22 protein-coding genes and 1 pseudogene are annotated in these 25,218 nt (G+C 62.9%); 13 read left to right on the forward strand and 10 right to left on the reverse strand.

Features of this window, described 5'->3' with window-relative positions; translation table 11 throughout:
• Positions 1–89: 89 nt before the first annotated feature.
• The 4 genes and pseudogenes from NKJ17_RS04605 (at position 90) to NKJ17_RS34010 (ending at position 2,435) form a co-directional block, all read left to right on the forward strand.
• Positions 90–863, forward strand: coding sequence for an amino acid ABC transporter substrate-binding protein (locus tag NKJ17_RS04605; protein WP_352454874.1), 774 nt, complete (start codon positions 90–92; stop codon positions 861–863).
• Between the two features lie 122 nt (positions 864–985).
• Positions 986–1,666: an ABC transporter permease subunit gene (locus NKJ17_RS04610; protein ID WP_352471183.1), complete on the forward strand. Its 681-nt coding sequence runs from the start codon at positions 986–988 to the stop codon at positions 1,664–1,666.
• Positions 1,663–2,114, forward strand: a pseudogene (locus NKJ17_RS34005) (ATP-binding cassette domain-containing protein); the annotation flags it as partial. The gene NKJ17_RS04610 and the pseudogene NKJ17_RS34005, both read left to right, overlap by 4 nt.
• 36 nt (positions 2,115–2,150) lie before the next feature.
• Positions 2,151–2,435 (forward strand): hypothetical protein, encoded by a 285-nt coding sequence (locus NKJ17_RS34010; RefSeq protein WP_502906525.1) that lies wholly within the window; start codon positions 2,151–2,153, stop codon positions 2,433–2,435.
• A 76-nt stretch (positions 2,436–2,511) separates the two neighbouring features.
• Here NKJ17_RS34010 and NKJ17_RS04620 read toward each other — a convergent pair whose 3' ends face one another.
• The 5 genes from NKJ17_RS04620 to NKJ17_RS04640 form a co-directional block, all read right to left on the reverse strand.
• Complete coding sequence (locus tag NKJ17_RS04620) at positions 2,512–3,093, reverse strand: CarD family transcriptional regulator (RefSeq protein WP_006327799.1); 582 nt, start codon at positions 3,091–3,093, stop codon at positions 2,512–2,514.
• 368 nt (positions 3,094–3,461) lie between these two features.
• Positions 3,462–3,800: a ferredoxin FdxA gene (gene fdxA, locus NKJ17_RS04625; RefSeq protein WP_254816494.1), complete on the reverse strand. Its 339-nt coding sequence runs from the start codon at positions 3,798–3,800 to the stop codon at positions 3,462–3,464.
• Positions 3,801–3,948: 148 nt separating this feature from the next.
• Entirely contained in the window at positions 3,949–4,335 is a 387-nt protein-coding gene (locus tag NKJ17_RS04630) for an RNA-binding S4 domain-containing protein (protein ID WP_023680553.1), read from the reverse strand.
• A gap of 12 nt (positions 4,336–4,347) precedes the next feature.
• Positions 4,348–7,746: a helicase-related protein gene (locus NKJ17_RS04635; protein WP_352687220.1), complete on the reverse strand. Its 3,399-nt coding sequence runs from the start codon at positions 7,744–7,746 to the stop codon at positions 4,348–4,350.
• A gap of 697 nt (positions 7,747–8,443) precedes the next feature.
• Positions 8,444–9,175 carry a TetR/AcrR family transcriptional regulator gene (locus NKJ17_RS04640; RefSeq protein ID WP_352687222.1) on the reverse strand — a complete coding sequence of 244 codons (732 nt, stop codon included), beginning with the start codon at positions 9,173–9,175 and terminating at the stop codon, positions 8,444–8,446.
• Here NKJ17_RS04640 and NKJ17_RS04645 point away from each other — a divergent pair.
• The gene (locus tag NKJ17_RS04645; RefSeq protein ID WP_352687225.1) at positions 9,162–10,361 is read left to right on the forward strand and encodes an FAD-dependent monooxygenase; all 1,200 of its coding nucleotides are present in this window, start codon (positions 9,162–9,164) and stop codon (positions 10,359–10,361) included. The genes NKJ17_RS04640 and NKJ17_RS04645 overlap by 14 nt on opposite strands.
• 65 nt (positions 10,362–10,426) lie before the next feature.
• Here NKJ17_RS04645 and phbB read toward each other — a convergent pair whose 3' ends face one another.
• The gene (gene phbB, locus NKJ17_RS04650; protein WP_352504974.1) at positions 10,427–11,152 is read right to left on the reverse strand and encodes an acetoacetyl-CoA reductase; all 726 of its coding nucleotides are present in this window, start codon (positions 11,150–11,152) and stop codon (positions 10,427–10,429) included.
• A gap of 104 nt (positions 11,153–11,256) precedes the next feature.
• Positions 11,257–12,441 (reverse strand): acetyl-CoA C-acetyltransferase, encoded by a 1,185-nt coding sequence (locus NKJ17_RS04655; RefSeq protein WP_254816500.1) that lies wholly within the window; start codon positions 12,439–12,441, stop codon positions 11,257–11,259.
• A gap of 278 nt (positions 12,442–12,719) precedes the next feature.
• On the opposite strand from NKJ17_RS04655, the gene phaR reads away from it, so the two are divergent.
• Positions 12,720–13,328 (forward strand): polyhydroxyalkanoate synthesis repressor PhaR, encoded by a 609-nt coding sequence (gene phaR, locus NKJ17_RS04660; protein WP_254816501.1) that lies wholly within the window; start codon positions 12,720–12,722, stop codon positions 13,326–13,328.
• A gap of 109 nt (positions 13,329–13,437) precedes the next feature.
• Here the strand turns inward: phaR and NKJ17_RS04665 are convergent, their stop codons facing one another.
• Positions 13,438–13,884, reverse strand: coding sequence for a hypothetical protein (locus NKJ17_RS04665; protein ID WP_352687230.1), 447 nt, complete (start codon positions 13,882–13,884; stop codon positions 13,438–13,440).
• Between the two features lie 101 nt (positions 13,885–13,985).
• Here NKJ17_RS04665 and NKJ17_RS04670 point away from each other — a divergent pair, with 101 nt between their 5' ends.
• A complete protein-coding gene (locus tag NKJ17_RS04670; RefSeq protein WP_352687233.1) occupies positions 13,986–14,639 on the forward strand; it encodes a TetR/AcrR family transcriptional regulator in 654 nt (217 codons plus the stop codon).
• 43 nt (positions 14,640–14,682) lie between these two features.
• Here the strand turns inward: NKJ17_RS04670 and NKJ17_RS04675 are convergent, their stop codons facing one another.
• Positions 14,683–15,831: a citrate/2-methylcitrate synthase gene (locus NKJ17_RS04675; RefSeq protein WP_352687236.1), complete on the reverse strand. Its 1,149-nt coding sequence runs from the start codon at positions 15,829–15,831 to the stop codon at positions 14,683–14,685.
• A gap of 93 nt (positions 15,832–15,924) precedes the next feature.
• Here NKJ17_RS04675 and NKJ17_RS04680 point away from each other — a divergent pair, with 93 nt between their 5' ends.
• The 6 genes from NKJ17_RS04680 (at position 15,925) to NKJ17_RS04705 (ending at position 24,184) form a co-directional block, all read left to right on the forward strand.
• Positions 15,925–17,013: a citrate synthase/methylcitrate synthase gene (locus NKJ17_RS04680; RefSeq protein ID WP_352687239.1), complete on the forward strand. Its 1,089-nt coding sequence runs from the start codon at positions 15,925–15,927 to the stop codon at positions 17,011–17,013.
• A gap of 199 nt (positions 17,014–17,212) precedes the next feature.
• The gene (locus NKJ17_RS04685; RefSeq protein ID WP_352687242.1) at positions 17,213–17,995 is read left to right on the forward strand and encodes a 3-hydroxybutyrate dehydrogenase; all 783 of its coding nucleotides are present in this window, start codon (positions 17,213–17,215) and stop codon (positions 17,993–17,995) included.
• Positions 17,996–18,021: 26 nt separating this feature from the next.
• Positions 18,022–19,152 (forward strand): patatin-like phospholipase family protein, encoded by a 1,131-nt coding sequence (locus NKJ17_RS04690; protein WP_352476433.1) that lies wholly within the window; start codon positions 18,022–18,024, stop codon positions 19,150–19,152.
• A gap of 384 nt (positions 19,153–19,536) precedes the next feature.
• The gene (locus tag NKJ17_RS04695; protein ID WP_352687245.1) at positions 19,537–20,748 is read left to right on the forward strand and encodes an efflux RND transporter periplasmic adaptor subunit; all 1,212 of its coding nucleotides are present in this window, start codon (positions 19,537–19,539) and stop codon (positions 20,746–20,748) included.
• A 2-nt stretch (positions 20,749–20,750) separates the two neighbouring features.
• The gene (locus NKJ17_RS04700) at positions 20,751–23,927 is read left to right on the forward strand and encodes an efflux RND transporter permease subunit (protein ID WP_352687248.1); all 3,177 of its coding nucleotides are present in this window, start codon (positions 20,751–20,753) and stop codon (positions 23,925–23,927) included.
• Between the two features lie 98 nt (positions 23,928–24,025).
• Positions 24,026–24,184, forward strand: coding sequence for a DUF3309 family protein (locus tag NKJ17_RS04705; RefSeq protein ID WP_023678456.1), 159 nt, complete (start codon positions 24,026–24,028; stop codon positions 24,182–24,184).
• A 63-nt stretch (positions 24,185–24,247) separates the two neighbouring features.
• Here NKJ17_RS04705 and NKJ17_RS04710 read toward each other — a convergent pair whose 3' ends face one another.
• The gene (locus NKJ17_RS04710; protein ID WP_352650943.1) at positions 24,248–25,210 is read right to left on the reverse strand and encodes an SDR family oxidoreductase; all 963 of its coding nucleotides are present in this window, start codon (positions 25,208–25,210) and stop codon (positions 24,248–24,250) included.
• Between the last annotated feature and the right edge of the window lie 8 nt (positions 25,211–25,218).

Here is a 25,218-nt window from a genome sequence, read left to right on the forward strand (position 1 = left end):
TTTAGTTTCTTATTCCGGCATCGCGCATCTGTCATTTTCCGGCACTCGCAATGACGCCGGACATCGGCCAAGGACGGGATCACAGAAAAATGAAATGGCTCAAATCGCTTATTATCGCCGGAACGCTGCAGGTTCTGGCCATCGCCGCCGGTCATGCCGGCGCCAATCTCGACCAGATCAAGCAGTCCGGCGTCTTCAAGGTCGGCACGGAAGGAACCTATGCGCCCTTCACCTATCATGATGCTTCCGGCGCGCTCGTCGGCTTCGACGTCGAGATCGCGCGGGCCATCGCCGAGCGCCTCGGCGTCAAAGCCCAGTTCCTCGAAGGCAAATGGGACGGGCTGATCGCCGGTCTCGATGCCAACCGCTATGATGCCGTCATCAACGAGGTCGGCATCACCGAGGCGCGCAAGGCCAAATATGACTTTTCGGATCCCTACATCGCCTCCAAGGCGGTGCTGATCGTGCGTGGCGACAACACCGATATCAAGAGCTTCGCCGATCTCAAGGGCAAGAAGGCGGCGCAGTCGCTGACTTCGAACTTCGGCAAGCTGGCTGAAACCAACGGCGCCGAACTCGTCGGCACCGACGGCTTCGACCAGTCGATCCAGCTTCTTCTTACCGGCCGCGCCGACGCCACCATCAACGACAGCCTGTCCTTCCTCGACTTCAAGAAGCACAAGCCCGACGCCAATGTGAAGATTGCCGCGCAGGAGGAAAACGCCGACTATTCCGGCGTCATCGTGCGCAAGGGCGATCCGGAACTGGTGGCCGCCATCAATAAGGCGCTGGCCGACATCAAGGCCGACGGCACCTACAAGAAAATCGCCGACACCTATTTCGGCCAGGACGTTTCGAAGTAAAACGGCTTTCTCGTGTGGGCCGAACGCCGGCCCGCGTCGTTCATATCGCGGCGAGCTGTCTTTTGACGGCCCGCCGCTTTCGCGTGATATGAGCGACGGCAATCTGGCAAGGAGGAGCCTTCGTGCCGCACTGGCTGCAACTGATGCTGGAATCCCTGCCTACACTGCTGTGGGCCGCACTGATCTTCACCGTGCCGTTGACGCTGCTGTCGTTTGCATTCGGTCTTGTCCTAGGCCTGGTTGTGGCGCTTGTCCGGCTGTTCGGTCCCAAACCGCTGGTCGCCGTGGTCCGCTTCTACGTCTGGATATTCCGCGGCACGCCGCTTCTCGTGCAACTGTTCCTGATCTTCTACGGCCTGCCATCGGTCGGCATCCTGCTCGACGCCTTTCCGGCAGCACTGATCGGCTTTACCTTGAACATCGGCGCATATTCGTCGGAAATCATCCGCGCCGTCATCGGTTCGGTGCCCAAGGGCCAGTGGGAAGCGGCCTATTCGATCGGCATGACCTGGGCCCAGGCAATGCGGCGCACCATTCTTCCACAGGCGGGGCGCGTCGCCGTGCCGCCGCTGTCCAACACCTTCATCTCGCTGGTCAAGGACACTTCGCTCGCTGCCGCCATCACCGTGCCGGAGATGTTCCAGGCGGCCCAGCGCATCGTCGCCACCACCTATGAGCCGCTGATCCTCTATGTCGAAGCAGCGGCCCTCTATCTGATTATGAGCTCCGTGCTGTCGGCCTTGCAGGCGCGGCTGGAAACGCGGCTCAACCGTTATGGCGGCTTCCTGGAGGCGCGCGCATGATCGGCCTCACCAACATCGAAAAGCGTTTCGGCGACAATTTGGTGCTGAAGGGCGTGACCGTCACCATCGAGGAAGGCAGCGTCACGGCGCTTGTCGGGCCGTCGGGCGGCGGGAAGAGCACGCTTTTGCGCTGCATCAACCTGCTCGAGCTGCCGACTTCAGGCACGGTGCGGATCGGCGACGATGCACTCGAATTCCACCCCGGCGGCAGGGTCTCGACCAGGGATATCCAGCGACTGCGGCTGCAGACCGGCATGGTGTTCCAGAATTTCCAGTTGTTTCCGCATCGCACTGCGATCGAGAACATCATGGAGGGGCTGGTGACGGTGCTGAAATGGCCCAAGGAAAGAGCGCCGGACGGGCGCTCGCCCTGCTCGAAAAGGTCGGCATGGCGCATAAGGCCGACGCCTGGCCGGCGACGCTGTCAGGCGGCCAGCAGCAGCGCGTAGCGATTGCCCGGGCGCTGGCGCCTTCGCCGAAAGTCCTGCTCTGCGACGAGCCGACCTCTGCACTTGATCCGGAACTGGCGCAGGAGGTGGTCGACGTGCTCGGCAAGCTCGCCAGCGAGGGCACGACCATGGTGATGGCGACGCATGATCTGCGGCTCGCCTCGAAGATCGCGCGGGAAGTGGTGTTCCTCGATGCCGGCAACATCGTCGAACAAGGGCCGGCCGCGGTGCTGTTCAGCAACCCCGAGCGCCAGCGGACCAAGCGGTTCATCGCCACGCTGAAGCAGGAGGCGGAACGGGAAGGCGGCGGCAAGAGCTAGAATGGCCATTACCGGTCAGCCAAAACAAAAAACCCGGCGCGAGGCCGGGTTTTTCTGAATTCGAAGGCGAAAAGGCTCAGGCAGCTTCTTCCTGCTCGGCTTCCTCGTTGTCGGCCTTGGCGCCGCGCTTGGGCCCCTTGTTGAGGTTCACCTCGATGAGGCGCACCGCTTCGGTCTCCGACATGCGGTTGACGGCCGCGATCTCGCGGGCCATGCGGTCGAGGGCCGCCTCGTAGAGCTGGCGCTCGGAATAGGACTGCTCCGGCTGGTTATCGGCGCGGTAAAGGTCGCGCACCACTTCCGAGATCGAGATCAGATCGCCGGAGTTGATCTTGGCATCATATTCCTGGGCGCGGCGTGACCACATGGTGCGCTTGACGCGGGCGCGGCCCTGCACGACCTTCAGCGCGCGCTCGACATAGTCCTCTTCCGACAGCTTGCGCATGCCGATCGAGGTCGCCTTGGCGACCGGCACCTTGAGGCGCATCTTGTCCTTCTGGAAGTCGATGACGAACAGCTCCAGCTTGTGGCCCGCGACTTCCTGCTCATCGATCGAGACGATCTGGCCGACACCATGCGCCGGATAAACGATGTACTCGCCGGTCTTGAAACCGTGGCGCGCTGCGGTGGATTTCTTCTGCGGGGTGATCGTTGCCATTACGCCCTGAACTCCTTGTTGTGGTACCGGCATCGTGCCGGCCCGAACTCGTGCGACCGGGGTGACCGGTCCCTAGCCACACAACGATGAACTCACCGGAAAGGCCAGGACCGGCAAATCGCAACATTGCGACCGCCTGCCCCAGATCGCTCTGGTCCGGATTGAGAAATTCACCTTTCAGTGATTTGGGGCGTTTGCGCCATAAATCGACGTTGTGTCACCGGCATGTTTGGCTCATATAACACAAAAAGTCGGAAGAATCAAGGTTTTGCTGCACGCGCGAAGGCCACGCGCCGTCGCCGCCTGTCAAGGCAGTTAATGTATCACGTCTGTTAAGCGGCGTCAGGCCGCCGCAGCTGGCCGGCTCGTCAGTCGCCTTCGCCGGGCTCGGGGGAGAAATATTTCTCGAACTTGCCAGTTTCGCCATCGAAAGTTTTAGCGTCGGCCGGCGGCTCCTTCTTGGCGGTGATGTTGGGCCATTTCTCGGCATATTCGGTGTTGATCTGCAGCCATTTGTCAAGGCCCGGTTCGGTATCGGGCTTGATCGCGTCGGCCGGGCATTCCGGTTCGCAGACACCGCAATCGATACACTCGTCCGGGTGGATGACGAGCATGTTCTCACCTTCGTAGAAGCAGTCGACCGGACAGACCTCGATGCAGTCCATGTATTTGCATTTTATGCAATTGTCGGTCACGACATAGGTCATTGGTCGGCTCCGGGACGTCCCATTTTGTTGGGCTTTTTTGGTGAGGTAACGCCTTTGTCCGCTGGTGGCAAGGGCGGCCCCTGCCAGCGGTGCCGCGGTTTCCGGAATGGAATTCCGGAAGGCCGGCAAAGCGGGCGTTCGACCTTGCTCAATCGTCGCCGAGCAGGTGGTCGGTCTGGCGGCGTTCCTTCTTGGTCGGGCGACCGCTGCCGGCCTCGCGCAACGGCGGCACCGCATCCGGAAGCGCCTCGCCCTTGGGCGCGGGGGGCGGCGACATGTCCTCGTAGAGCAGGCGGGCCTCTTCGGCCGGGCCACGCCGTACGCCGGTGCCAAGGACTTTCCAGACGAAGATCCGCCGCTCCAGCGTGATGGTCAAAACGTCGCCCGGCCGGACCGTATCGGAAGCCTGCGCTGCTTTGTCGCGATTGATGCGGACGCGTCCGGCGACGACCAGCTTGGCTGCCAGCGTGCGCGATTTTACCGCGCGCGAGAAGAACAGCCACTTGTCGATGCGCTGGCGGGCATCAGTGACCATCGGACGAGCAGCTTACTTCTTCAGCTGGTCGCGCAAGGCGGCGAGCTTGGCGAAGGGCGAGTCCGGGTCGAAGCGGACCGGGCGTTCCTCACGCGGTTTCGGCTGGAAGGCGGGCTTTGCGCCTTGGGCGCTGCCTTTGCCGTCCTGCCGGCCAGCCTTCCAGTCGGGCCGGTTTTCGCGCCGGTCGGGGCGGTCGCCTTGTGGCTTGCCGGCGCGCTGCTCTCCAGCCTCGCCTTGCGGTTTAGGCTTGAACTTGCTGCGATCGAAGCGCGGTTTGCCGGCGCCGTCACGCGGGTCGTGGCGCCCCTGACGGGCGGCCCGGTCGCCTGGTGTCGGTTGCCCGCCCGCATCTACCGGCGCATCGCTGCGACTGTCCGGCGCAGCTTGACCATTGCGCGCGCGATTGCCCCGTTGATTGTCCCGGGGGCGGTTGTCATGCTGGCGATGACGCGGGCGCTGGTCGAAACGACCCTGCCGCCACAACAGGATAGGTTTTGGCTCCTCCGCCTTCGGGGCAGCGTCGTCGGCGACTGCTTCCGCCGTCGCTGCAGGTTCGGCCGGCGATGCTTCCGTCGTTTCGAAGATCGGCGGCTCTGCCGGTGCCATAGCCTCAGTTTCCGCCCCAAGTTCCGCCGCCCTTGGCTCGGCCGCTGGTTCTGCAACCGCTTCGGCGGTGGGCAGGATCTCTTGCGTGACTTCTGCCGCAGCTTCAGGGGCTGGAGCTTCCGCGACAGGCTCTGCCGTCGCTTCGGTTACAGCTTCGGCCGCCGCCTCCGCAACGGGAGCCGCATTCGACACGGGTTCCAAAGCCTCCGCCGGCAGCTCTGCCGCGGCAGATGCTTCCGCCATCCTCGCCTGCTCGACTCGTGTTGCGTCTTCAGCCGCCTGCTTTGCAGCGGCCGCTTCGCGCGCGGCATTGTCCTGTGCTTCGAGCCGCGCCTTGACCTCGGCCGCCGGTTTGGCATCAGCGCGATAGCCGAGCCCCTTCAGGATTTCTTCCATGTCGTCGGCGGTCGCGCCGAGGATCGACATCATCGGCGGCGTCACCATGAAGGACTGGCCGTCATAGGCGCCGTCGGGGCGAGGCCCGAGGCCCGGCTTCCAGTTGGTCGCCGGCCGGATCAGGTCGGCCAGCCGCTCGAGAATATCGACGCGTACAGCACGCCGGCCAAGATTGCGGTAGCCGGCAAGCTTGTAGAAGGTCTTGTCGAAGGTCGGATCGATGACCACCGACGTGCGGCCGGAGGCCAGTGCGTGAACGACATCGCCGAAGCCGGGCTTGTCCTTGCCGTCGTTTCTCAGCGCCCACAGCAGCGTGATTAACCCGGCCGGCGCCGGCTTGATCAGCGCCGGCACAAAGACATGGTAGGCGCCGAAGCGCACGCCGAGGCGGCGAAGCGCCGCGCGGCCTTCCTGGTCGAGCGACTTCATCTCGTCGGCGATGTCGCGACGGTTGATGAGGCCGAAATGCTCGACAAGCTGAAAAGCGATGCCGCGGCCGATGCCGGTGATCTGCTCGGCATTCTTAAGGTCGACCAGAGGCTTCAGCAGGGATTCGATCTGGAAATTGACGAAGCGCTCGGCGCGCGCCGCAACCTTGTCGCGGGCCGGACCGGTGAGCTGCTCGTCGGCCAGCAGGACAAGACGCGGCTTCAAAGCGTCTTCGCCGGCGACCAGCGTGCCGATCGGCGCGCCGATCCAGCGCAGCGTGCCATCCGAACCCAGGGCGATGTCGCCATTGGCAGAGGCGCCGAAGCGCTCGGCCCGCGCCTCGAACTCGGCGGCAAGCGCCTTCTGCGCCGCCGCCCGCACCGCCTTGGCGTCCTCGCCGCCGGCGCTCTGGTCGGCGGTAAAGCGGAAACCCTGCAGCTCGCCGACATGATGGCCTTCGACGAGGACGGTTCCGGTTGGGCTGATTTCGGCTTCAGGCATCGTGTTTTCTCTAAGGCGCCGCATGAGGACGGAAGTCCTGCGGTCTACAAAACGTTTCGTCAACCGCTCATGCAGCGCATCCGACAATCTGTCTTCGATTTCGCGCGTCTTTTCCTGCCAGTGTGCCCGATCGGCCAGCCAGCCGGGCCGGTTGGAAACGAAGGTCCATGTGCGGATCTGGGCAATCCTGTGCGACAGCGTGTCGATGTCGCCTTCGGTGGTGTCGGCACGGCGCACCTGCTCGGCCATGTAGTTCTCGTCGACATGGCCATGCCTGGCAAGGTCCATGTAGATGGAGGCGATCAAGTCGGCGTGCTGGGCCGGCGCGATCTTCCTGTAGTCGGGCAGCGCGCAGGCTTCCCACAGCAGCGCCACGCGTCTGGCATCGGTGGTGAGTGCCCGGACGTCCTCGTCGCGCGACAGATGCTCGAGCGCCTGCGCGTCCACGGCCGGCAGCGCGCGCGTCAGGCCTTCGACCGGGGCGTTGGTCTCGATCGAGCGCTTCAGCGCATCGAGGTTGGCGAAATCGAAATGCGCGGTGCGCCACTGCAGCACTTTCACCGGGTCGAAATCATGCGCCTCGATCTTCTTGACCAGTTCCTCATCCAGCGGATCGACCTGGCCGGTGACGCCGAAGGTGCCGTCGCGCAAATGCCGGCCGGCGCGGCCGGCAATCTGGCCGAGTTCGGCTGCCGTCAGGTTGCGGTACTGGTAGCCGTCGAATTTGCGGTTCTGGGCGAAGGCGACGTGGTCGAGGTCGAGGTTGAGGCCCATGCCGATGGCGTCGGTGGCGACGAGGTAGTCGACGTCACCCGACTGGAACAGCGCCACCTGGGCGTTGCGGGTGCGCGGGCTGAGTGCGCCGAGCACGACGGCGGCACCGCCTTGCTGGCGGCGGATCAGCTCGGCAATGGCATAGACCTCGTCGGCCGAGAAGGCGACGATCGCGGTGCGCCGCGGCAGGCGGGTCAGCTTCTTCGAGCCGGCATAAGCAAGATGCGACAGCCGTGGCCGGGTCACCACCGACACGCCCCGCAGCAGGCGCTGCAGGATGCCGTGCATGGTGGCCGCGCCAAGCAGCAGCGTCTCCTGGCGGCCGCGCAGATGCAGGATGCGATCGGTAAAGATGTGGCCGCGTTCGAGATCGCCGGCGAGCTGGACCTCGTCGATGGCAACGAAGGCGGCGTCGGTCTCGCGCGGCATCGCTTCCACGGTGCAGACCGAGTATTTCGCGCCAGCCGGCTGGATCTTTTCCTCGCCGGTGATGAGCGCAACCTTATGGGCGCCGACCTTCTCGCAGACGCGCGCATAGACCTCGCGGGCAAGCAGCCTGAGCGGCAGGCCGATGACGCCGCTTTCATGCGCCACCATGCGTTCGATGGCGAGATGGGTCTTGCCGGTGTTGGTCGGGCCGAGCACGGCCGTCACGTCCCGGCCGGTCAGGATCAGCGGTTCAGTGTGTTTCGGATGGATGTTCATCGGCCTGGAAATAAGGCTCTCCGCCTCGCATTGTCGGGAGCGCGCCCATATTGGCCGCGTATGACAGGCGACACATAGGGATTTCGGGCGCGAAGCGAAAGCGGAATGTGCCGAGGGCAGGCCGATTGGTCGCTTCCAAGCCAGAAAATCTGTTCCCGATTAACAGTTGGAACGAGTCTGGAACGAATCAGCGACGAATCACTGACTCTCGCCGATTCAGGTTTTGTTCACGGCTACATCTGGGTTTTCTGCCGGCGTACCTCACCACATGCTGAATCACGGGAACTGGCCCGATTCATGCAAGCGGCATCCAGGCGAGCACCATGGTTAACCTTTGCCGAATGGTCGTGGGTGGCCAATCTGCTTCGCACAACATTATGAAATTATTGATGTTTCCTAACGCGCTTTAATCGTTTCGAGGGAGTTTTCAGCTCTCGTCGTTAACGTTCCGCTCAAAGCCGGAACGAATCGGCGACGAATCAGAGATAGCCGAAGTTTCTTGGTTTGTTCACCGCAACATGTTGTGTTGTGAACAGCTTCTCCACCGAGAATCCACAGGCTGCGGGACGGATTGTGCACAGGCTGCGCAGCGGCCATTAACCTTTGCGTGCTGGTTCGGCACACACCGGCGTCATGGCCATCGGTCGGCGCACTTGCCGCATGAGGCTCAGACTCGGCCCCACGCTGAACGGCTTGTTCAAGGCACATCCTCGCCGACGGCATAGCGCTGCAATGTAGGGCCGACGGTCTGGATGATTTCTTCGTGAGACAGGGCGACGACCGGTGGTAGGCGCAGCAGGTAACGGCACATCGCCAAACCCAGCAGCTGGCTGGAAATGAGCCCGGCCCGCCGGCCCGCATCGGCGGGATCAGCGACCGCCGCAACCAGTGGCCTCACCTGGTTGGCAAATACATCGCGCAACTTTTCGGCGGCGAATTCGTTCGACGTCGCCGACCGCAGCAGAATTGCCATGCCGGTACCGTTGGCCGGATCTTCCCAGATTTCGAGAAATCGCCTGATCAGTGTCTTGCCGATGGCGGTTCGATCGATCACCCGCAGTGCCGGCAATCTCAGGTCGACGACCGCCGCTCTGGCGAATAGCTCGTCCTTGCTGCGGAAATAGCGGATCACCATGGCCGGATCGATCGAGGCGTGGGCCGCGACGTCGCGGATGGAGGCGCCGTCATAGCCGTGCCTGGCGAACAGCAGCCTCGCGGCTTCGAGGATCTGGGCGCGGGTGCGGTCCGACTTGCTGGTTTTCTTGTGCTGATTCTCGCTCATGAAATCCCTATGCCAACGGTTGTTGACAAATGCAATGGCTTCGACTAGAAAGTCAACATGTGTTGATAAATGGAGAGAGAAAATGTTGCCAGATAAAACGGAAGTCCTGATTATTGGCGCGGGCCCGACCGGCTTGGCGCTGTCCATCGTGCTGCACCAGGCCGGGGTCGACCATGTTCTGATCGACAGGCTTGGGGAGGGCCTTCAGACCTCGCGGGCCGGCGTCATCCACGCTCAGACGCTGGAAGCGCTGGAGCCTCTGGGCGTCACGCAGCGGCTGAGCGAACTTGCCCTGAAGCTGCAGAATTTCGCCATCCGAGATCGCAGCCGGGCACTGCTCAAGCTCGATTTCGGAAAGCTTCCGTCGAGGCATCCCTATCTGATGATGCTGCCTCAGAATCTCACCGAGCAGGTGTTTGCCGAGCGGATTACGGCCCTGGGCGGCGTGATCCACCGCATGGTCGAGGCCAAAGCGGTGCTTCAGGACACTGACGGTGCGCGCGTGACGGTGGTCGAAAACGGCCGCGAGAAGATCATATCGACACGTTACGTCGTTGGCGGCGACGGCATGCACAGCCTGGTGCGCAACTCGGCCAGCATAGAGTTCGACGGCGCGGCCTATGAGGCGTCGTTCGTTCTCGCCGACGTTCGTCTCGACTGGCCGGTTGGGCCAACCGAAGTGTCGCTGTTCTTTGCGCCAGCCGGACTGGTGGTGGTGGCGCCGCTCCCAGACGGATCGTACCGCGTCGTCGCGACAATGGACGATGCACCGGAAAAACCCGCAGTCGCAGACATACAGGTGCTGCTCGACAGCCGTGGGCCGACCAAAGAAAGAACCCGCGTGCTCGACCTGTCGTGGAGCTCGCGGTTTCGCGTGCATCACCGCCTGGTCCGGTCATACCGCAAGGGCCGGTTGTTCCTGATGGGCGATGCCGCGCACGTGCACAGTCCGGCGGGAGGGCAAGGCATGAATACCGGCATCGTCGACGCGGTCGTGCTTGGCCAATTGCTTGGCGACGTGGTGAACGGCGTGCGCCCCGAAGCGGAGCTCGAACTCTATGAAACGCTGCGACGCCCGGCAGCCCAAGAGGTGCTTGACCTGGCTGGCATGATGACCGGCATGGCGCTTGCCCGCAGTCCGGTGAAGCGGTTCGTTCGCAACCTCGTGCTGTCGGTGCTGAACCTCACACCATTCCTGAAGCGCCGCATCGCATTGAAGCTGTCGGGCCTCAGTCGGGCGCCGCTTGCCCGTCTGCCGGCACCCGCGTGCGAGGCAGGTTCAATTACCCGAACCCAGCCTGAAGCCAGCCCAGCGCTGAAGCTTGCCGCGTGACAGCCCGGTTATCTGCCCGTATCTGCCGTCGGGCCGGTACGGGGGCATCCGCGACATCCCAAGCCTCAGCTAATGTACTGGCCGCCATTGGCTGAAATGGTCGAGCCGGTGATGAAACCGGCGTCGTCAGATGCGAGGAAGACGACGCAGCGCGCGATCTCCTCCGGCTCGCCGAGACGGCCGACCGGGATGTGCGGGATGACACGCTCGTTGAGCACCTTCTCGTCCATCGCCTTGACCATCTCGGTGGCGATATAGCCGGGGCAGATGACGTTGACGGTGATGCCGGCGCGCGCGCCTTCCTGGGCCAGTGCCTTGGTGAAGCCGATGTCGCCGGCCTTCGAAGCCGAATAATTGACCTGGCCGACCTGGCCTTTCTGGCCGTTGATCGAGGAGATGGTGATGATGCGGCCGAACTTGCGGTCGCGCATTCCACCCCACAACGGATGCGTCATGTTGAAGACGCCGGAAAGGTTGGTGTCGAGGACCTCTTTCCATTGCTCGCGCGTCATCTTGTGGAACATCGCGTCGCGGGTGATGCCGGCATTGTTGACCAGCACCGAGACGGGACCGAGATCGGCCTCTATCTGTTTGATGCCGGCAGTGCAGGCTTCATAGTCGGCGACCGACCATTTATAGACCGGGATGCCGGTCGCTGCCTTGAACTTTGCCGCCGCATCCTCATTGCCCGCGTAGTTCGCGGCCACCGAATAGCCGGCGCTTTTCAAGGCGACCGATATCGCCGCGCCGATGCCGCGCGACCCGCCTGTGACGATTGCAACCTTTGTCATGTGTCCTCCCGGGAAATGCAGATGACTGCGCGTTGAAGCGGTGGGGTTTGCCCTCTATTCCCTACTCGCTTTGCGCCAGTATCCTACTCGTATCGCCTATCTCATCACAATGCTTCCACGCACATGGCAACGCCCATACCGCCGCCGATGCACAGCGTGGCAAGACCTTTCTTGGCACTTCTGCGGCGCATCTCGTAGACCAGCGTGTTGAAAATGCGGGCGCCCGAGGCGCCGACCGGATGGCCGATGGCGATGGCGCCGCCATTGACGTTGACGATCGCCGGGTCCCAGCCCATGTCCTTGTTGACGGCGCAGGCCTGCGCAGCGAAGGCCTCGTTGGCTTCGACCAGATCGAGGTCGCCGACCGACCAGCCGGCCTTGGCCAGCGCCTTGCGCGAGGAGGGGATCGGTCCCGTCCCCATGATTTGCGGGTCGACGCCGGCGGTCGCCCAGGAAACGATACGCACCAGAGGTGTGATGCCGCGCCTTGCGGCTTCCGCTTCGGTCATCAGCACCACGGCTGCGGCGCCGTCGTTGATGCCGGAAGCATTGGCTGCTGTCACCGTGCCTTCCTTGTCGAAGGCCGGCTTGAGTTTGGTCATGGCATCGATTGTCGCGCCGTGGCGGATGTATTCATCCTGGTCGACGACGGTGTCGCCCTTCCTGCCCTTGACTGTGAAGGCAACGATCTCGTCCTTGAATTTTCCGGCTTTCTGCGCGGCCTCGGCCTTGTTCTGGGAAGCCAGTGCGAACTGGTCCTGGTCGTCGCGTGTGATCTGGAACTGGCGAGCGACGTTCTCCGCGGTGTTGCCCATATGATAGCCGTAGAAGGCATCGGTCAGGCCGTCCTTGATCATGGTGTCGATCAGCTTGAAGTCGCCCATCTTGACGCCACCGCGCAGATGTTGCGCATGCGGAGCCATCGACATCGATTCCTGGCCGCCGGCAACGATGATCCTCGCGTCGCCCTGGGCGATCTGCTGCATGCCGAGCGCGATGGCGCGCAAGCCCGAGCCGCAGAGCTGGTTCAGGCCCCAGGAGGTAGCCTCCTGCGGCACGCCGGCGGCCATAGCCGCCTGCCGCGCCGGGTTCTGCCCTTGGGCCGCGGTCAGGATCTGGCCGAGAATGACCTCGTCCACCTCCTTGCCCTCGACGCCGGCACGGACAAGCGCTTCCCTGACGGCGACCGCACCCAATTCATGGGCTGGCGTGTTGGCGAAGGCGCCGTTGAAGGAGCCGACAGGCGTGCGCGCTGCACTGGCGACAACGATGGCGTTGGAAGCGGACATGTTCTTCTCCAGGCTTTCGGGGAACGATTTCGGGTGCCGTCGGGGACTTTTCTTGCCCTTTCCACAACTCGAGTCAAACCCGAAATGGGCATGGCGTCCCACTGCCGCAAGCATGCCGCCCGTCGCTGCAACGGCGGCCCGTCCGTGCTGCGCAGCATAAAATGTTCCCGCACTGCACAAACTGCTTGGATTCATGACGCTTTTGCGCATATCCTTTAAAAAGGCGCAATCGTTACCGGCGGCTTACTTAAGCTGCCCGGTGTCCGGGGAGGATGCAGATGGCCGCAAAAGACGAACCTATTGTTATCAAGAAATATGCCAATCGCCGTCTCTACAATACGGGCACCAGCACCTATGTGACGCTCGAGGATCTCGCTGAAATGGTCAAAAAAGGCGAGGACTTTACTGTCCAGGACGCCAAGACCGGTGACGACATCACGCATCCGGTGCTGACCCAGATCATCTTCGAGCTGGAGAACAAGGACGGGCAGAACATGCTGCCGATCCCGTTCCTGCGTCAGCTCATCGCCTATTACGGCGACCAGATGCAGATGATCGTGCCGAGCTTTCTCGAGCAGTCGATGCTGGCCTTCTCTAAGGAGCAGGAACGCTTTCGCGAACAGATGAAAGATGCGCTCGGCAAGTCCCCGATGGACATGATGAAGATCGCCACGCCGATCAAGGTGCTGGAGGAGCAGACGCGGCGCAACATGGAAATGTTCCAGAACGCCATGCGGCTGTTCACACCGTTCCCGCCTGCGGGCTCTGCGCCGGCAGCAGCGCCGGCCGAACCGGCCAGGAAGGAAACACCGGAAAAACCCGACGACCTTCAGGAACTGAAGGAGCAGATCGCCGCGATGCAGCGCAAGCTCGACACGATGTCCTGACTGCCGGCTGGCGAAGTGCCGGCCGAAACTTCCTTCAGCAGACCATGTGATAAAACATCTTCGTCTCGAAAGGCGGAGATGTCATCCATGCTATGCTTCGTGGCATGCTCTATTTCGTGGTCACCGTCACCAGAGCGGTAACAGGTTTGCCGTCTACTAGAATGGGCCGGTGATGATCATCGGCAAGAAGCACGCCGATTACGTGTCTGCCGGCGGCATTCGGGCAATGGCCGAAACGGGCCTTGATAAGGTCACCGCCAAAGTCGCTGTTCATGCTGTTGTACGGCTTGCCGGGGATGTTGCAGGTGTCTCCGTCGGGATCGATCTTCATATGCACGTGGCCGCATTGGCTGATTTCCCCACACTCACCCGCAGGGAGCAGCCTGAAGTTGCTCCTGACGACGACGCCTATCGCCTTCTCAGGGGCATTGCCCAGTTCGACAACTGAACCTGCGGCCGGCCAGGCGATTTCCAGGGTGGGCCGATCCTCGGCCTCGGCAGACACGAGCGACAATAAGGAGAAAGCGAGGGCAGTCGTTGCGGTGATGCGAAACATGGTAACCTCCGTTGCGATGTAAACATTGATTACATACGCAGCGCTCGAACGCAAGGGAAATAATCAGTGTTTACATTCCGCTCTCGTGCTATTTGGCTGAGATGACCAAGACTACTGATTCCGACGAAGCCGGACATGCCAAGCGATATCATCACGGCAATCTCGTCGAGGCCTTGATCACGGCAACCGTGGAGATCATCGAGGAACGGGGAGCCGAGCATGTCTCCGTACGCGAAGCCGCAAAACGTGCCGGCGTTTCACCCGGCGCACCATTCCGGCATTTTCGATCGAAAACAGCGTTGCTAACCGCGGTCGCCGAACAGGCCATGGATCGGCTGACAGAGGCTGTTGCCAAGGCGCAGGCGAAAATCGGCAGCGCAGATCCTATTGAGGCTTTCGAAGCAATCGGACAAGGCTATCTGGAATGGGCAATTACCAACCCCACGCATTTCCAGATCATCAGTTCCAGAACCCTAATTGATTTTGAAGCGTCGGACAGCCTTCGTCATCAGAATGAGGCTATTCGGCGGAGGATGATCGACTTGCTGACGCAAGCGCAACAACACGGTCGGCTTGCTCCCGACACCGACTTTGATCATCTTGTGCTTGCCGCGCGTGCACTCGTGTATGGGTTGGCACGCATGGCGCTCGATGGTCATTTCCGGGAATGGCATCCGTCCGAGCCGCCAGCCCTGGCCGCGCAGCGGGCTCTCCGACTTTTCATGAGCCGTATGACCATTCCATCTAAAGCTTAAATTCGCCAGCACCCAAAAAAAGGGCCCGGGATTGCGCCGCCAGCTAATGGAACTCCGGCAGCGGTCCCTGGTAGCGGGCGCGGGGCCGGATCAGGCCGTTGCTTGTCACCTGCTCCACGGCATGCGCGGCCCAGCCGACGCTGCGGCCGAGCGCAAACAGACGGAACGGCGCATCGGACGGCAAGCGGAGGCTGCGCGTCAGCGCAGCCAAGGCGAAATCGACGTTCGGGCGCATGCCCGTTGCCGCAAAGGCCGCATCGCAAAGCCGCAGCAGGCCATCATCGACATCGATAACGGCCAGCAAAGGTTCGGCGCGCGGATCGCCTTCGGGATAAAGCGGATGGCCAAATCCGGGCAGTGGCATGTCGTGACCGAGCCAGCGTCCGACGGCCGCATCCGGCCCCAATCTCTGCGCATCCTCACCCAATATCATGACGGCCTCCGCGGCGGCGCCATGGCGCGGACCGGAGAGCGTGGCGAGGCCGGCAAGCAGGCAGGCCGAAACAGGTGCGCCGGTGGACGCGGCGACCCGCGCGGCGAAGGTCGATGCGTTCAATTCGTGATCGGCCAACAGTACGAGCGAGCGGCGGATCAAGTCTGCGCCGGCCGCATCGAGCGACCATCCCCGCGCCAGCCTTTCGTGCACGGCACCGGTTCCGGGAATCGCGCCGAGCGCCTGGGCCAGGGCGGCGATGGCGCCGGCCGCATCGTGGTTGAGCGAAGCTGATCGGCGGCCGAGCGAAGGCCGGCCGGGGGCCGCCAACGCGGCCAATTCCGCGAAGGCGGCCGGCCGGCCAGTTGCGCCGTTGCCATGGCGGCTCGCCGACACGAACGACACTGGTGCGTCAGACGCCCAAAGCAGGTTTGCCGTCTGCTCCAGCGTGGCAGCCTCGCAGAGTGCAACCGCATCCTGGCCGCGATAGACGAGGCGGCCGTGCAAAACGGTCGAGATCGTGGTGGCTATCGCCGGCTCACCCCAGGCAATTGCACTTTCGGCGATGGCCTGGGGATTTCGGCCGCGCGCCCGGCGGCTCGCCAGCGCCGCGATGTCGTCGGCGCGATACTGGCTACGGCGTGGATCCGCCCCATCCGGCCGCATGCCGATGCGCCCGCGGCTGACATAGGCATAGAGCGTCTGGGCGCGCACCTTGAGACGCTCCAGGGCTTCGTCCCGCGTCAGCCACTCTGTCATGTCAGTCCTGTCATGTTGATTCTGTTGATCAAGATTGATGATCGAGTCGCCAAACCCTTATCTACCGCGCGGAAAGGGTCAAGGAGAAAACCAATGGCGAATGGGCTCGATGATGTGCTGGCGGCGGAAACGGTGCTCTCCGATGTTGACGGTCTTGGCGGCCGCCTGACCATCCGGGGCCATTCGTTGCCCGAACTGGCAGGCCGCTGGAAATACGCCGAGGTGGTCCATCTGCTGTTCGACGGCTTTTTTGACGATTTTCCCGGCGACAAGGAGCTGGCGAACGCGATCGGTCGGGCGCGCAGCGAAGTGTTCGGGCAGATCGAACCCTTGCTGCCGTTTCTCGCATCCCTCGATATCTACAGCGCGATGCGCGCCGGCATTGCGCTGCTGCCGGACGGCGGCAAATTGCCGGACGCGCTGCGGCTGGTTGCGGCGCCTGCCGTGCTGACGCCGGCCTTGCTGCGCTTGCAGCGCGACGAAAGCCCGATTGCGCCCGATAGCAAGGCCGATCATGCCGCCGACATGCTGCGGATGCTGACCGGCATTGCGGCCTCGCCGAAGTTGGCGAAGGCACTCGATGCCTATCTCGTGACGGTTTGCGACCATGGCCTCAACGCATCGACCTTCGCCACGCGCGTGGTCGCTTCGACGCAGGCCGGGCTTACTTCGGCGGTGCTGGCCGGGCTCGGAGCGCTCAAGGGGCCGCTGCATGGCGGCGCCCCAGGTCCGGTGATCGAGATGCTGGATGCGATCGAGGCGCATGACGACGCCGCCGGCTGGCTGCGTGACGAGATCGGGCGCGGCCGCCGCATCATGGGCTTCGGGCATCGCATCTACCGCGTGCGCGATCCGCGTGCCGACGTGCTGAAAGCGGTGGTGCGGCAACTCGGCGCCAAGGGTGAAGCCGGCCACCGGCTGGCGTTTGCCGAGAGCGTGGAGCAAGCGGCGCTCGAAGTGCTTCGCATCGCCAAGCCGTCGCGCTCGCTCCAGACCAATGTCGAGTTCTTCACAGCACTTCTGCTGGAAGCGGCGGGCTTTCCGAAAGAGGCGTTCACCAATGTCTTTGCTGCCGGGCGCGTCGCCGGCTGGATTGCCCATGCGCGCGAGCAGCAGACGAGCGGACGGCTGATCCGGCCGCAGTCGCGCTATATCGGGCCGGTCCCAGACCTCGTCGCTTGAGGATTTTTCCCTCGCATACTTGCGGAAGCCGGTCGCAATAGCCGGTGCTGGACACCTCTCTCGTCGAGATAAGAGAGGTCCTCATGACAAAAATTTCATGTCATTGCCCCACACATCCGCTGTTCTTGGATGGCAGAGAACCTATATGCTGCAGTGCAACATGGTTCCGCGGGAACCCACTTCAAAGGAATAGCCAGCCTTGACTACCAGAAAAACCGCCATCGTCACGGGTTCTACCTCGGGCATCGGCCTGGCCATTGCCCACGCGCTCGCGGCCGAAGGCTGCAACCTCGTCGTCAATTCCTTTTCCGATACCGCAGACGACCACGCCATCGCAGACGCGATCGCGAAGCACCACAAGGTGAGGACCGCCTATGTCAAAGCCGACATGTCGAAGCCGGCCGAGTGCCGGGCTTTGGTGGCGAAGGCAGCCGAGGCATTCGGCTCGGTCGACATCCTGATCAACAATGCCGGCATCCAGCATGTCGCGCCGGTGGAAAGCTTCCCGATCGAGAAGTGGGATGCGATCATCGCCATCAACCTGTCATCGGCCTTCCACACCATCGCCGCCGCCATTCCGTTGATGAAACAGGCCGGTGGCGGCCGGATCGTCAACGTCGCCTCGGCCCACGGCTTAGTCGCGTCGCCGTTCAAGTCGGCCTATGTCTCGGCCAAGCATGGCATTATGGGCTTGACCAAGACTGTCGCCCTGGAGCTGGCGCGCGACAAGATCACCTGCAATGCCATTTGTCCGGGCTATGTGCTGACGCCGCTGGTCGAGGCGCAGATCCCCGACCAGATGAAGGCCAACAAGATGGACCGCGAGACGGTGGTCCGCGAGGTCATGCTCGAAAAGCAGCCGACCAAGGAGTTCGTTACCGTCGAGCAGGTTGCGGCGGTGGCAGTGTTCCTATGCTCGGATGCGGCGGCGCAGATCAACGGCACGCACATCTCTGTCGATGGCGGCTGGACCGCTCAGTGAGCCATCCAGCGGTCAAGGGCCACGCCATGCCGAAGAACGGCAAGGTGGAAGAGCCAAAGAAGATCAACATCGCGCTGCAAGGCGGCGGCTCGCACGGGGCGTTTTCCTGGGGCGTGCTCGATCGGCTGCTGGAGGACGGGCGCCTCGACATAACGGCGGTTTCGGGCACCAGCGCCGGTGCCATGAATGCTGTGGCGCTGGCCGACGGCTTTGTCCGCGGCGGCGTCGAGGGTGCGCGGCGCAAGCTCGACGATTTCTGGCGTGCGGTGGCGGCAAAGGGCCGCTTCAGCCCGGTGCAGCGCATGCCTTGGGACGTCGCCTGGGGCAATTGGTCGATCGAGAACACGCCCGGCTATTTCCTGTTCGATACGATGTCTCGGGTATTTTCGCCCTATGTCGCCAATCCGCTCGCCATCAATCCGCTGCGCGACGTGGTCGAACGTGAGATCGATTTCGACAATGTGCGCGCCTGCAAGTCGATTGAACTGTTCATTTCCGCTACCAATGTCGAGACCGGCCAGTTGCGGGTCTTCTCTGACGGCGAGATCGACCTCGACACGGTGATGGCGTCGGCCTGCTTGCCGCAATTGTTCCGTGCCGTCGAGATCAAGGGCGTGCCCTATTGGGATGGCGGTTATGGCGGCAACCCGGCACTGTTCCCGTTCTTCAAGACGGCGGCCACCGAGGACGTGCTTTTGGTTCAGATCAATCCGGTGGTCCGCGAGGGGACGCCGAAGAGCGCCAATGAGATTCAAAACCGCATCGACGAGATCACCTTCAATGCCGGGCTGTTGCGCGAATTCCGCTCGATCGCCTTCGTCAAGGAATTGATCGCCGCCGGCCGACTGCCGCACGGCGAATATCGCGACATACGCATGCACCGCATCGACGCCGACGAAGCGTTCAAGGATTTGTCGGCATCGTCCAAGGTCAATGCCGAATGGGCGTTCCTTGCCTATCTGCGCGACCTCGGCCGCACCGCGGCCAGTGACTGGCTGGAAGAAAACTACGACGCCGTCGGCAAGCGGCCGACGATCGATCTGTCCGGCGAGCTCGATGACGGCCTGAAGCCGGTACGCGGGCCCGCGCCGGGCCGGCGGGTCAAGGAGTTTCTTGCGGCGCGCAAGCAGCCCGAGGCCGCCCGCCGTCCGGCCTAGAACGGTTAATCGTTTCGGAAACGCCGAACCGCTCTATCTTTTTCTTTTTGTTTTGACGCAATTCCGGACGGAAACCGTTTCACATTTTCCTGGAATTGCTCTCGCTCCTCCGCAAAGCAGATGACGTCGCAATCTGTCCAATCATCCTGACACTTGCTGCCATACCGCTGTTTTGGCGATCAACAGCCGATGCTGCAGCCGCATCTTTGCGGACAAAGCAACAATCCATCAACTTTTCTGACTATATTGCGCCGCAACTTTGCGGTAGAAGCGCGCTTCGCCGATCACGGCAATTTGAATACGGCCTCGCGCGCACCCATATCGGCGACGCGCCCCAAGTAGAAGATGCGGCTTGGCCGAACCCCGCGCACTGGAAAAATAACGATGCCGAAATTCAGGTTTCACAAGCTTGCTGCCATTGTTGTGCTCATCGGTTTCGCCGGCTGGATGGTGACAGGCGAGTTCTCGTCCGTCGGCAGCGCGTCCGCCGATAACAAGCCCAAGGCAGGAGAGGTCGAGCAGCCCAAGACAGCCGACGCAGGCAAGCCCCAAACTGGCGAAGAGGGGGCTGCCAAGCCGGGGACTGCCGAGGCGGAACAGCCCAAGGCGCCGTTACGTACGGTCGCGGTCATAACCCCGCCGCGGCGCACCTATGCACGCGCTATCCGCATTTCCGGACTGACCGAAGCCGACAAGCGCGCCGTCCTGGCGACACGCGTCGCCGGCGTCATCGACAAGCTGCCGGTCAAGCAGGGTCAGCACGTCAAGACCGGCGACCTGATCCTGATGCTTGCCGCCGAGGAAAAAATCTCGGCGGTCGACAATGCCAAGCAGCTTGTCGTGCAGCGGGAGGCAGAGCTGGCTGCTGCCCTGCGGCTTATGAAAACCGGCAATCTGCCCAAGTTGCAGCTCGATACAGCCCGCTCCAACCTGACGCTGGCCAAGTCGCAACTGGACGCAGCGCAAGCCGAACTCGACCGCAATGAGGTGAAGGCGCCCTTCGACGGCGTTATCGACCGGGTGCCGGTGGAGCTTGGCAGTTCCGTGATGCAGGGCGGCGAGGTGGCTACTATTCTCAGCCTCGACCCGGTGATTGCGCGCGGCGAGGTCAGCGAACGCGATCTCGGCTATCTGAAGATCGGTGACAAGGCGAATGTGCGTCTGGTCAGCGGCCAGAACGTCGAGGGCATCGTGCGCTACATCAGCCGGGATGCATCATCGGCAACCCGTACCTTCCGGGTCGAAGTCGCCATCCCGAATGCAGATGGTTCCGTACCGGCCGGCATGACGGCCGAAATCGCGCTCAGCGCCCAGCCGACCGATGCCGTCATGCTGCCGCGCTCGGTGGTGACGCTCGGCGACAAGGGCGACCTCGGCATCCGCGCCGTCGGCAAGGACGACAAGGTCGTGTTCTTCCCGATCGACCTGGTCGACGACACGCCGACCGGCCTGGTGCTTGGCGGCATTCCGACCGACGCCCGCATCATCGTCGCCGGCCAGGAGCTGGTGAAGGAAGGCGAAGTGGTCAAGCCGGTCGAAGCGGACCAGGCGACCATCCAAAAGCTGTTGGGCGAAGCGACGACCGGGACGCAGTAATCATGGACATCGTCAAACTTGCAATCAGCAATGCCCGGCTGACCATATCGGTCCTGGTCTTTCTCATCCTTGCCGGTGCGGTCGCTTACCAGTCGACGCCGAAGGAAGCGGAACCGGACGTTCCGATTCCGATGATGTATATCAGCCTGATCTACCAAGGCATCTCGCCGGAAGATTCCGAGCGCCTCTTGCTGCGGCCGATGGAAGCCAAGCTGAAGAGCCTGAAGGGCCTCAAGGAGATGCGCTCGGCCGCCTTCCAGGGCGGCGGCTATGTGCTGGTCGAATTCCAGCCACAGACGGATCTCGCCACCGCGCTGCAGGACACGCGCAGCAAGGTGCAGGACGGCAAGGCCGACCTGCCGCAAGCGGCCGAGGAGCCCGTGGTCTCAGAGGTCAACATCTCCGAGTTCCCCGTCCTGGTCGTGACGCTGTCGGGCGAGGTGCCCGAGCGCGTGCTGACGGCGGCGGCGCGCGAGTTGCGCGACCGCATCGAGGAAGTGCCTGGTGTGCTCGAGGGCTCGCTGCAGGGTGCGCGCGACGACCTCGTCGAAGTGGTCATCGATCCGATGAAGCTGTCTTCCTACGGGCTGCAGCTCGACCAGTTGATCGGTGCGGTCGGCGCTTCCAACAGTCTTGTCGCCGCCGGCAATATCGAAGGGTCCGAGGGCAAATACGCAGTCAAGGTGCCGTCGCTTATCGAGACGCCAGAGGATGTGGCGGCGCTTCCGGTCGTCGCCGGCCCCAATGCCGTGGTGCAGGCCAAGGATATCGCCACCATCCGCTCGACCTTCAAGGACGCCGAGACGGTTACCCGCCTCGACGGCAAGCCGGCGATTGCCATCGAGGTGAAGAAGCGCATCGGCTCCAACCTGATCGATACGATTGGCAAGGTCAGGGAGGTGTCCGACGCCTTCATCAAGACGATGCCGGAGGGCATGCACGTCACCTACACGCAAGACAAGTCCGTTTTCGTGAACCAGTTGCTCGGCGACCTGCAGAACCACGTGATGATCGCCGTCATCCTGGTGTTCATCGTTATCCTCTACGCGCTGTCCGGCCGTGCCTCGCTGCTGATCGGACTGGCCATCCCCTCATCCTTCCTGATCGGTATCCTGTTGCTGGCAATGATGGGCTACACGATCAACATGATCGTGCTGTTCAGCCTGATCCTGGCGGTCGGCATGCTGGTCGACGACGCCATTATCGTCACCGAATTCGCCGAGCGTCGCATGAGCGAGGGCATGCCGAAGCAAGAGGCGTTCGCGCTTGCCGCCAAGCGCATGGCCGGCCCGGTCATCGCGGCGACGATGACGCGCATTGCCGCCTTCTCGCCGCTGTTGTTCTGGCCGGGCATCATCGGCGACTTCATGAAATATATGCCGATCACTCTGATCGTGACGCTCTCGGCCTCGATGCTCTATGCGCTGGTCTTCGCGCCGACGCTGGGCGCGATATTTGCCAAGGCGCCGGCCCATCACCCCGACGACAATCGCGACGGCTGGTACATGGCCGTGGTCAAGCAGGCGGTGCACTATCCCATCACCGTGCTTGTCCTCACTGTGGCGCTGTTGTTCGGCGTCGGCTACGCCTATTCGAAATTCGGCGCCGGCGTCGAATTCTTCCCGAATGTCGAGCCTGACTACGGCCTGCTCTATGTCCACGCCCGCGGCAATCTTTCGCTTGCCGAAATGGACGCGGCCACCAAGACGGCGGAAAATCGGCTGCTCGGTTGGCCGGGCGTGAAGTCCGTCTATACGCGTGTCGGCAAGACGCAGGGCGGCGGCCAGGACGTTCCGGAAGACGTGGTCGGCGTGATCCAGTACGAATTCGTCGACTGGCGCGAGCGCAAATCGGCGAACTCAATCCTGGACGAACTGCGCGGCGTGATGGCCGGCATTCCCGGTGTCGACGTCGAGGTTCGCGTGCCGGAAGCCGGCCCGCCCACCGGCAAGCCGATCCAGATCAGGCTTTCGGCCGTCGATCCGAAGGGCCTTGACGACAAGGCCCGCGCCGTCGCCGCGCGCATTGCCAAGGTGCCCGGCGTCATCGATATTTCCGATGGTCTGGCGCCGCCCGGGGTCGACTGGGCGCTCGAGGTCGATCGCGCCAAGGCGGCGCAGTACGGCATCAGTCCGACCGCGGTCGGGACGGTCGTGCAATTGGTGACCAACGGGCTGAAGCTCAGCGAGTACCGGCCAGCCGGCGCCGACGATGCGGTGGACATCAGGCTGCGCCTGCCCGAGGATCGGCGCACGCTGTCGACGCTCGACGAACTCAGGGTGCAGACCGCGCAAGGCTCGGTGCCGATCTCGAACTTCGTCGTGCGCAAGCCGGAGCCGACGGTCGGTATCCTCAACCGCATCGACGGCGCGCGAACGGTGGTCGTCCAGGCCAACGTCGCTGCCGGCGCCCAGGTGGCTGCCGTCCAGCAGGAGGTCACCAAAGCTGTCGCCGACATGAACCTCGGCAGCGGCATTCGCTGGAAGCTTGCCGGTTCGAATGAGGACAGTGCGGAGGCCGGGGCCTTCCTCAGCAAAGCCTTCGGTGCGGCGATCTTCCTGATCTTCATCGTGCTTCTGGCGCAGTTCAACAAGTTCACCAGCGTCTGGCTGGTGCTGTCCTGCGTGGTCATGGCGACGATCGGCGTGTTCCTCGGGCTGCTGCTGACGGGAGAGGCATTCGGCATCGTCATGTCGGGCATCGGTGTCATTGCGCTGGCCGGCGTGGTGGTGAACAACAACATCGTGCTGATCGACACCTATGACCGGTTGCGCGAAGAGGGCTGGGACAAATACGAAGCCGTTCTGCAGACCTGCCGCGAACGTGCCCGCCCGGTGGTGCTGACGGCAGTGTCGGCGATCCTCGGCGTGCTGCCGATCGCTTTCGGCCTCGGCCTCGAAATCTTCCACCACGAGACGACGATCAACGCGCCGTCGACGCAATGGTGGATTTCGCTGTCTTCGGCTATCGTCTTCGGGCTGTCCTTCGCCACCGTGCTGACGCTGGTGGTGACGCCGTCGATGCTGATGGTGTTCACGCGCGCCAAGGTCAAACCCGGTGCGCGCCGTGGCTGGTTCAGTAGCCTGTTGGGGCGTCGCAAGGCCGACATCCCGTCGAAAGGCCTGGACGCCGATCTGGGCGCCGAGCCGGCGATCGCCTTCCCGAAGGCCGCCGAATAGAGTCCGATTGCTGCCCTGATCAAGCAAAGGCCGCCCGGGAACAATGGGCGGCCTTCTGCATTGTTTCGTCATTGCAACCTCAAAGCGAGGATTTTCTGATGACGATCAGCACCATTCTCATCATTATTCTTATTCTTATCCTGATCGGCGCGGTTCCGGCGTGGCCGCATTCTCGGTCCTGGGGTTACGGCCCATCGGGCATCGTCGGCGTCATCCTGATCGTTGTCTTGGTGCTGCTGTTGATGGGCCGGATCTGAGCGCAATCATTGGTCCGGACAAGCGGCGGATGACCGTCAGACCATCCGTCTTTTTCAACTTCCTTATTGGGCAGCTTGCTGCACCGGCTTGGTTGTGGCGACGCCGATATCCTCAAGCGCTTCCGATACTGCATCTTCCAGCGGCGTGTGCGGGATCGTACCGATAATGCCTTCCAGCCGGGCTGAAGCCAGCCGGTGCGGCTCGAAGCGGAGATAGGACATCGAAACGATCTCGCGCCACATCGCCACGAACGGGCTGCCGGCGCGCAGCACCCACCACGGCATCTTCGTCAGCTTCAGCGCGTGCCCGAGCGCCTTCTCCGCGGCCGCCTTGATGTCCAGATCGGTCACCGCATGGCCAGGAAAATTCAGCGCCTCGTATGAGCCGAGCTTGTCGAGATTGTCAGCCAGCCCGACGAAGGTCTTGGCCAGGTCGGGCAGATAGGCCCATTCATGCACGAGATCGACCGGTCCCGGTGCCGTATAGATACCCTTGGTCATCTTGGCGGCGACAACCAGATCGAACCACGATCCGCTGCCGGTGCCGCCGAAGAAATCACCGGCGCGCAGCAGGATCGTGCGCACCCGACCCGCGTCCGCCTCGCGGCGAAACAGATCTTCCATGGCGACGCGGATGCGGCCCTTTTCCGTCGTCGGGCGAAACGGCGTGTCTTCGGCGATCACCGCCGGCATCGGCGAGCCGTAATTGTAGACGGTGCCCGGGAAGAGATGCAGTGCGCCGTTCGCCCGGCAGGCAGCCATGACGTTCTCCGCCATCGGCAGACACTTGCCCCAGTCGGTGTAGAGCGGGTTGAGGCCGTTGAAGATGATGTCGACGCCTTCGGTGGCGCGGATCAGCGCGTTGCGGTCGAGCGCGTCGCCGGCGATTGCCGTGGCGCCTTTGAGCTCGGCCGGCACCTTGCCGCCGCGGGTGACGGCGCGGACATCGTAGCCGGCATCGAGGAAGGCCTTGGCCACCGCACGGCCGAGCCGGCCGTTGGCGCCGAGAATTGCGATCTTGGTCATTGTTCGTC

Source organism: Mesorhizobium sp. M0208 (assembly GCF_040322015.1).
Lineage (GTDB): Bacteria > Pseudomonadota > Alphaproteobacteria > Rhizobiales > Rhizobiaceae > Mesorhizobium.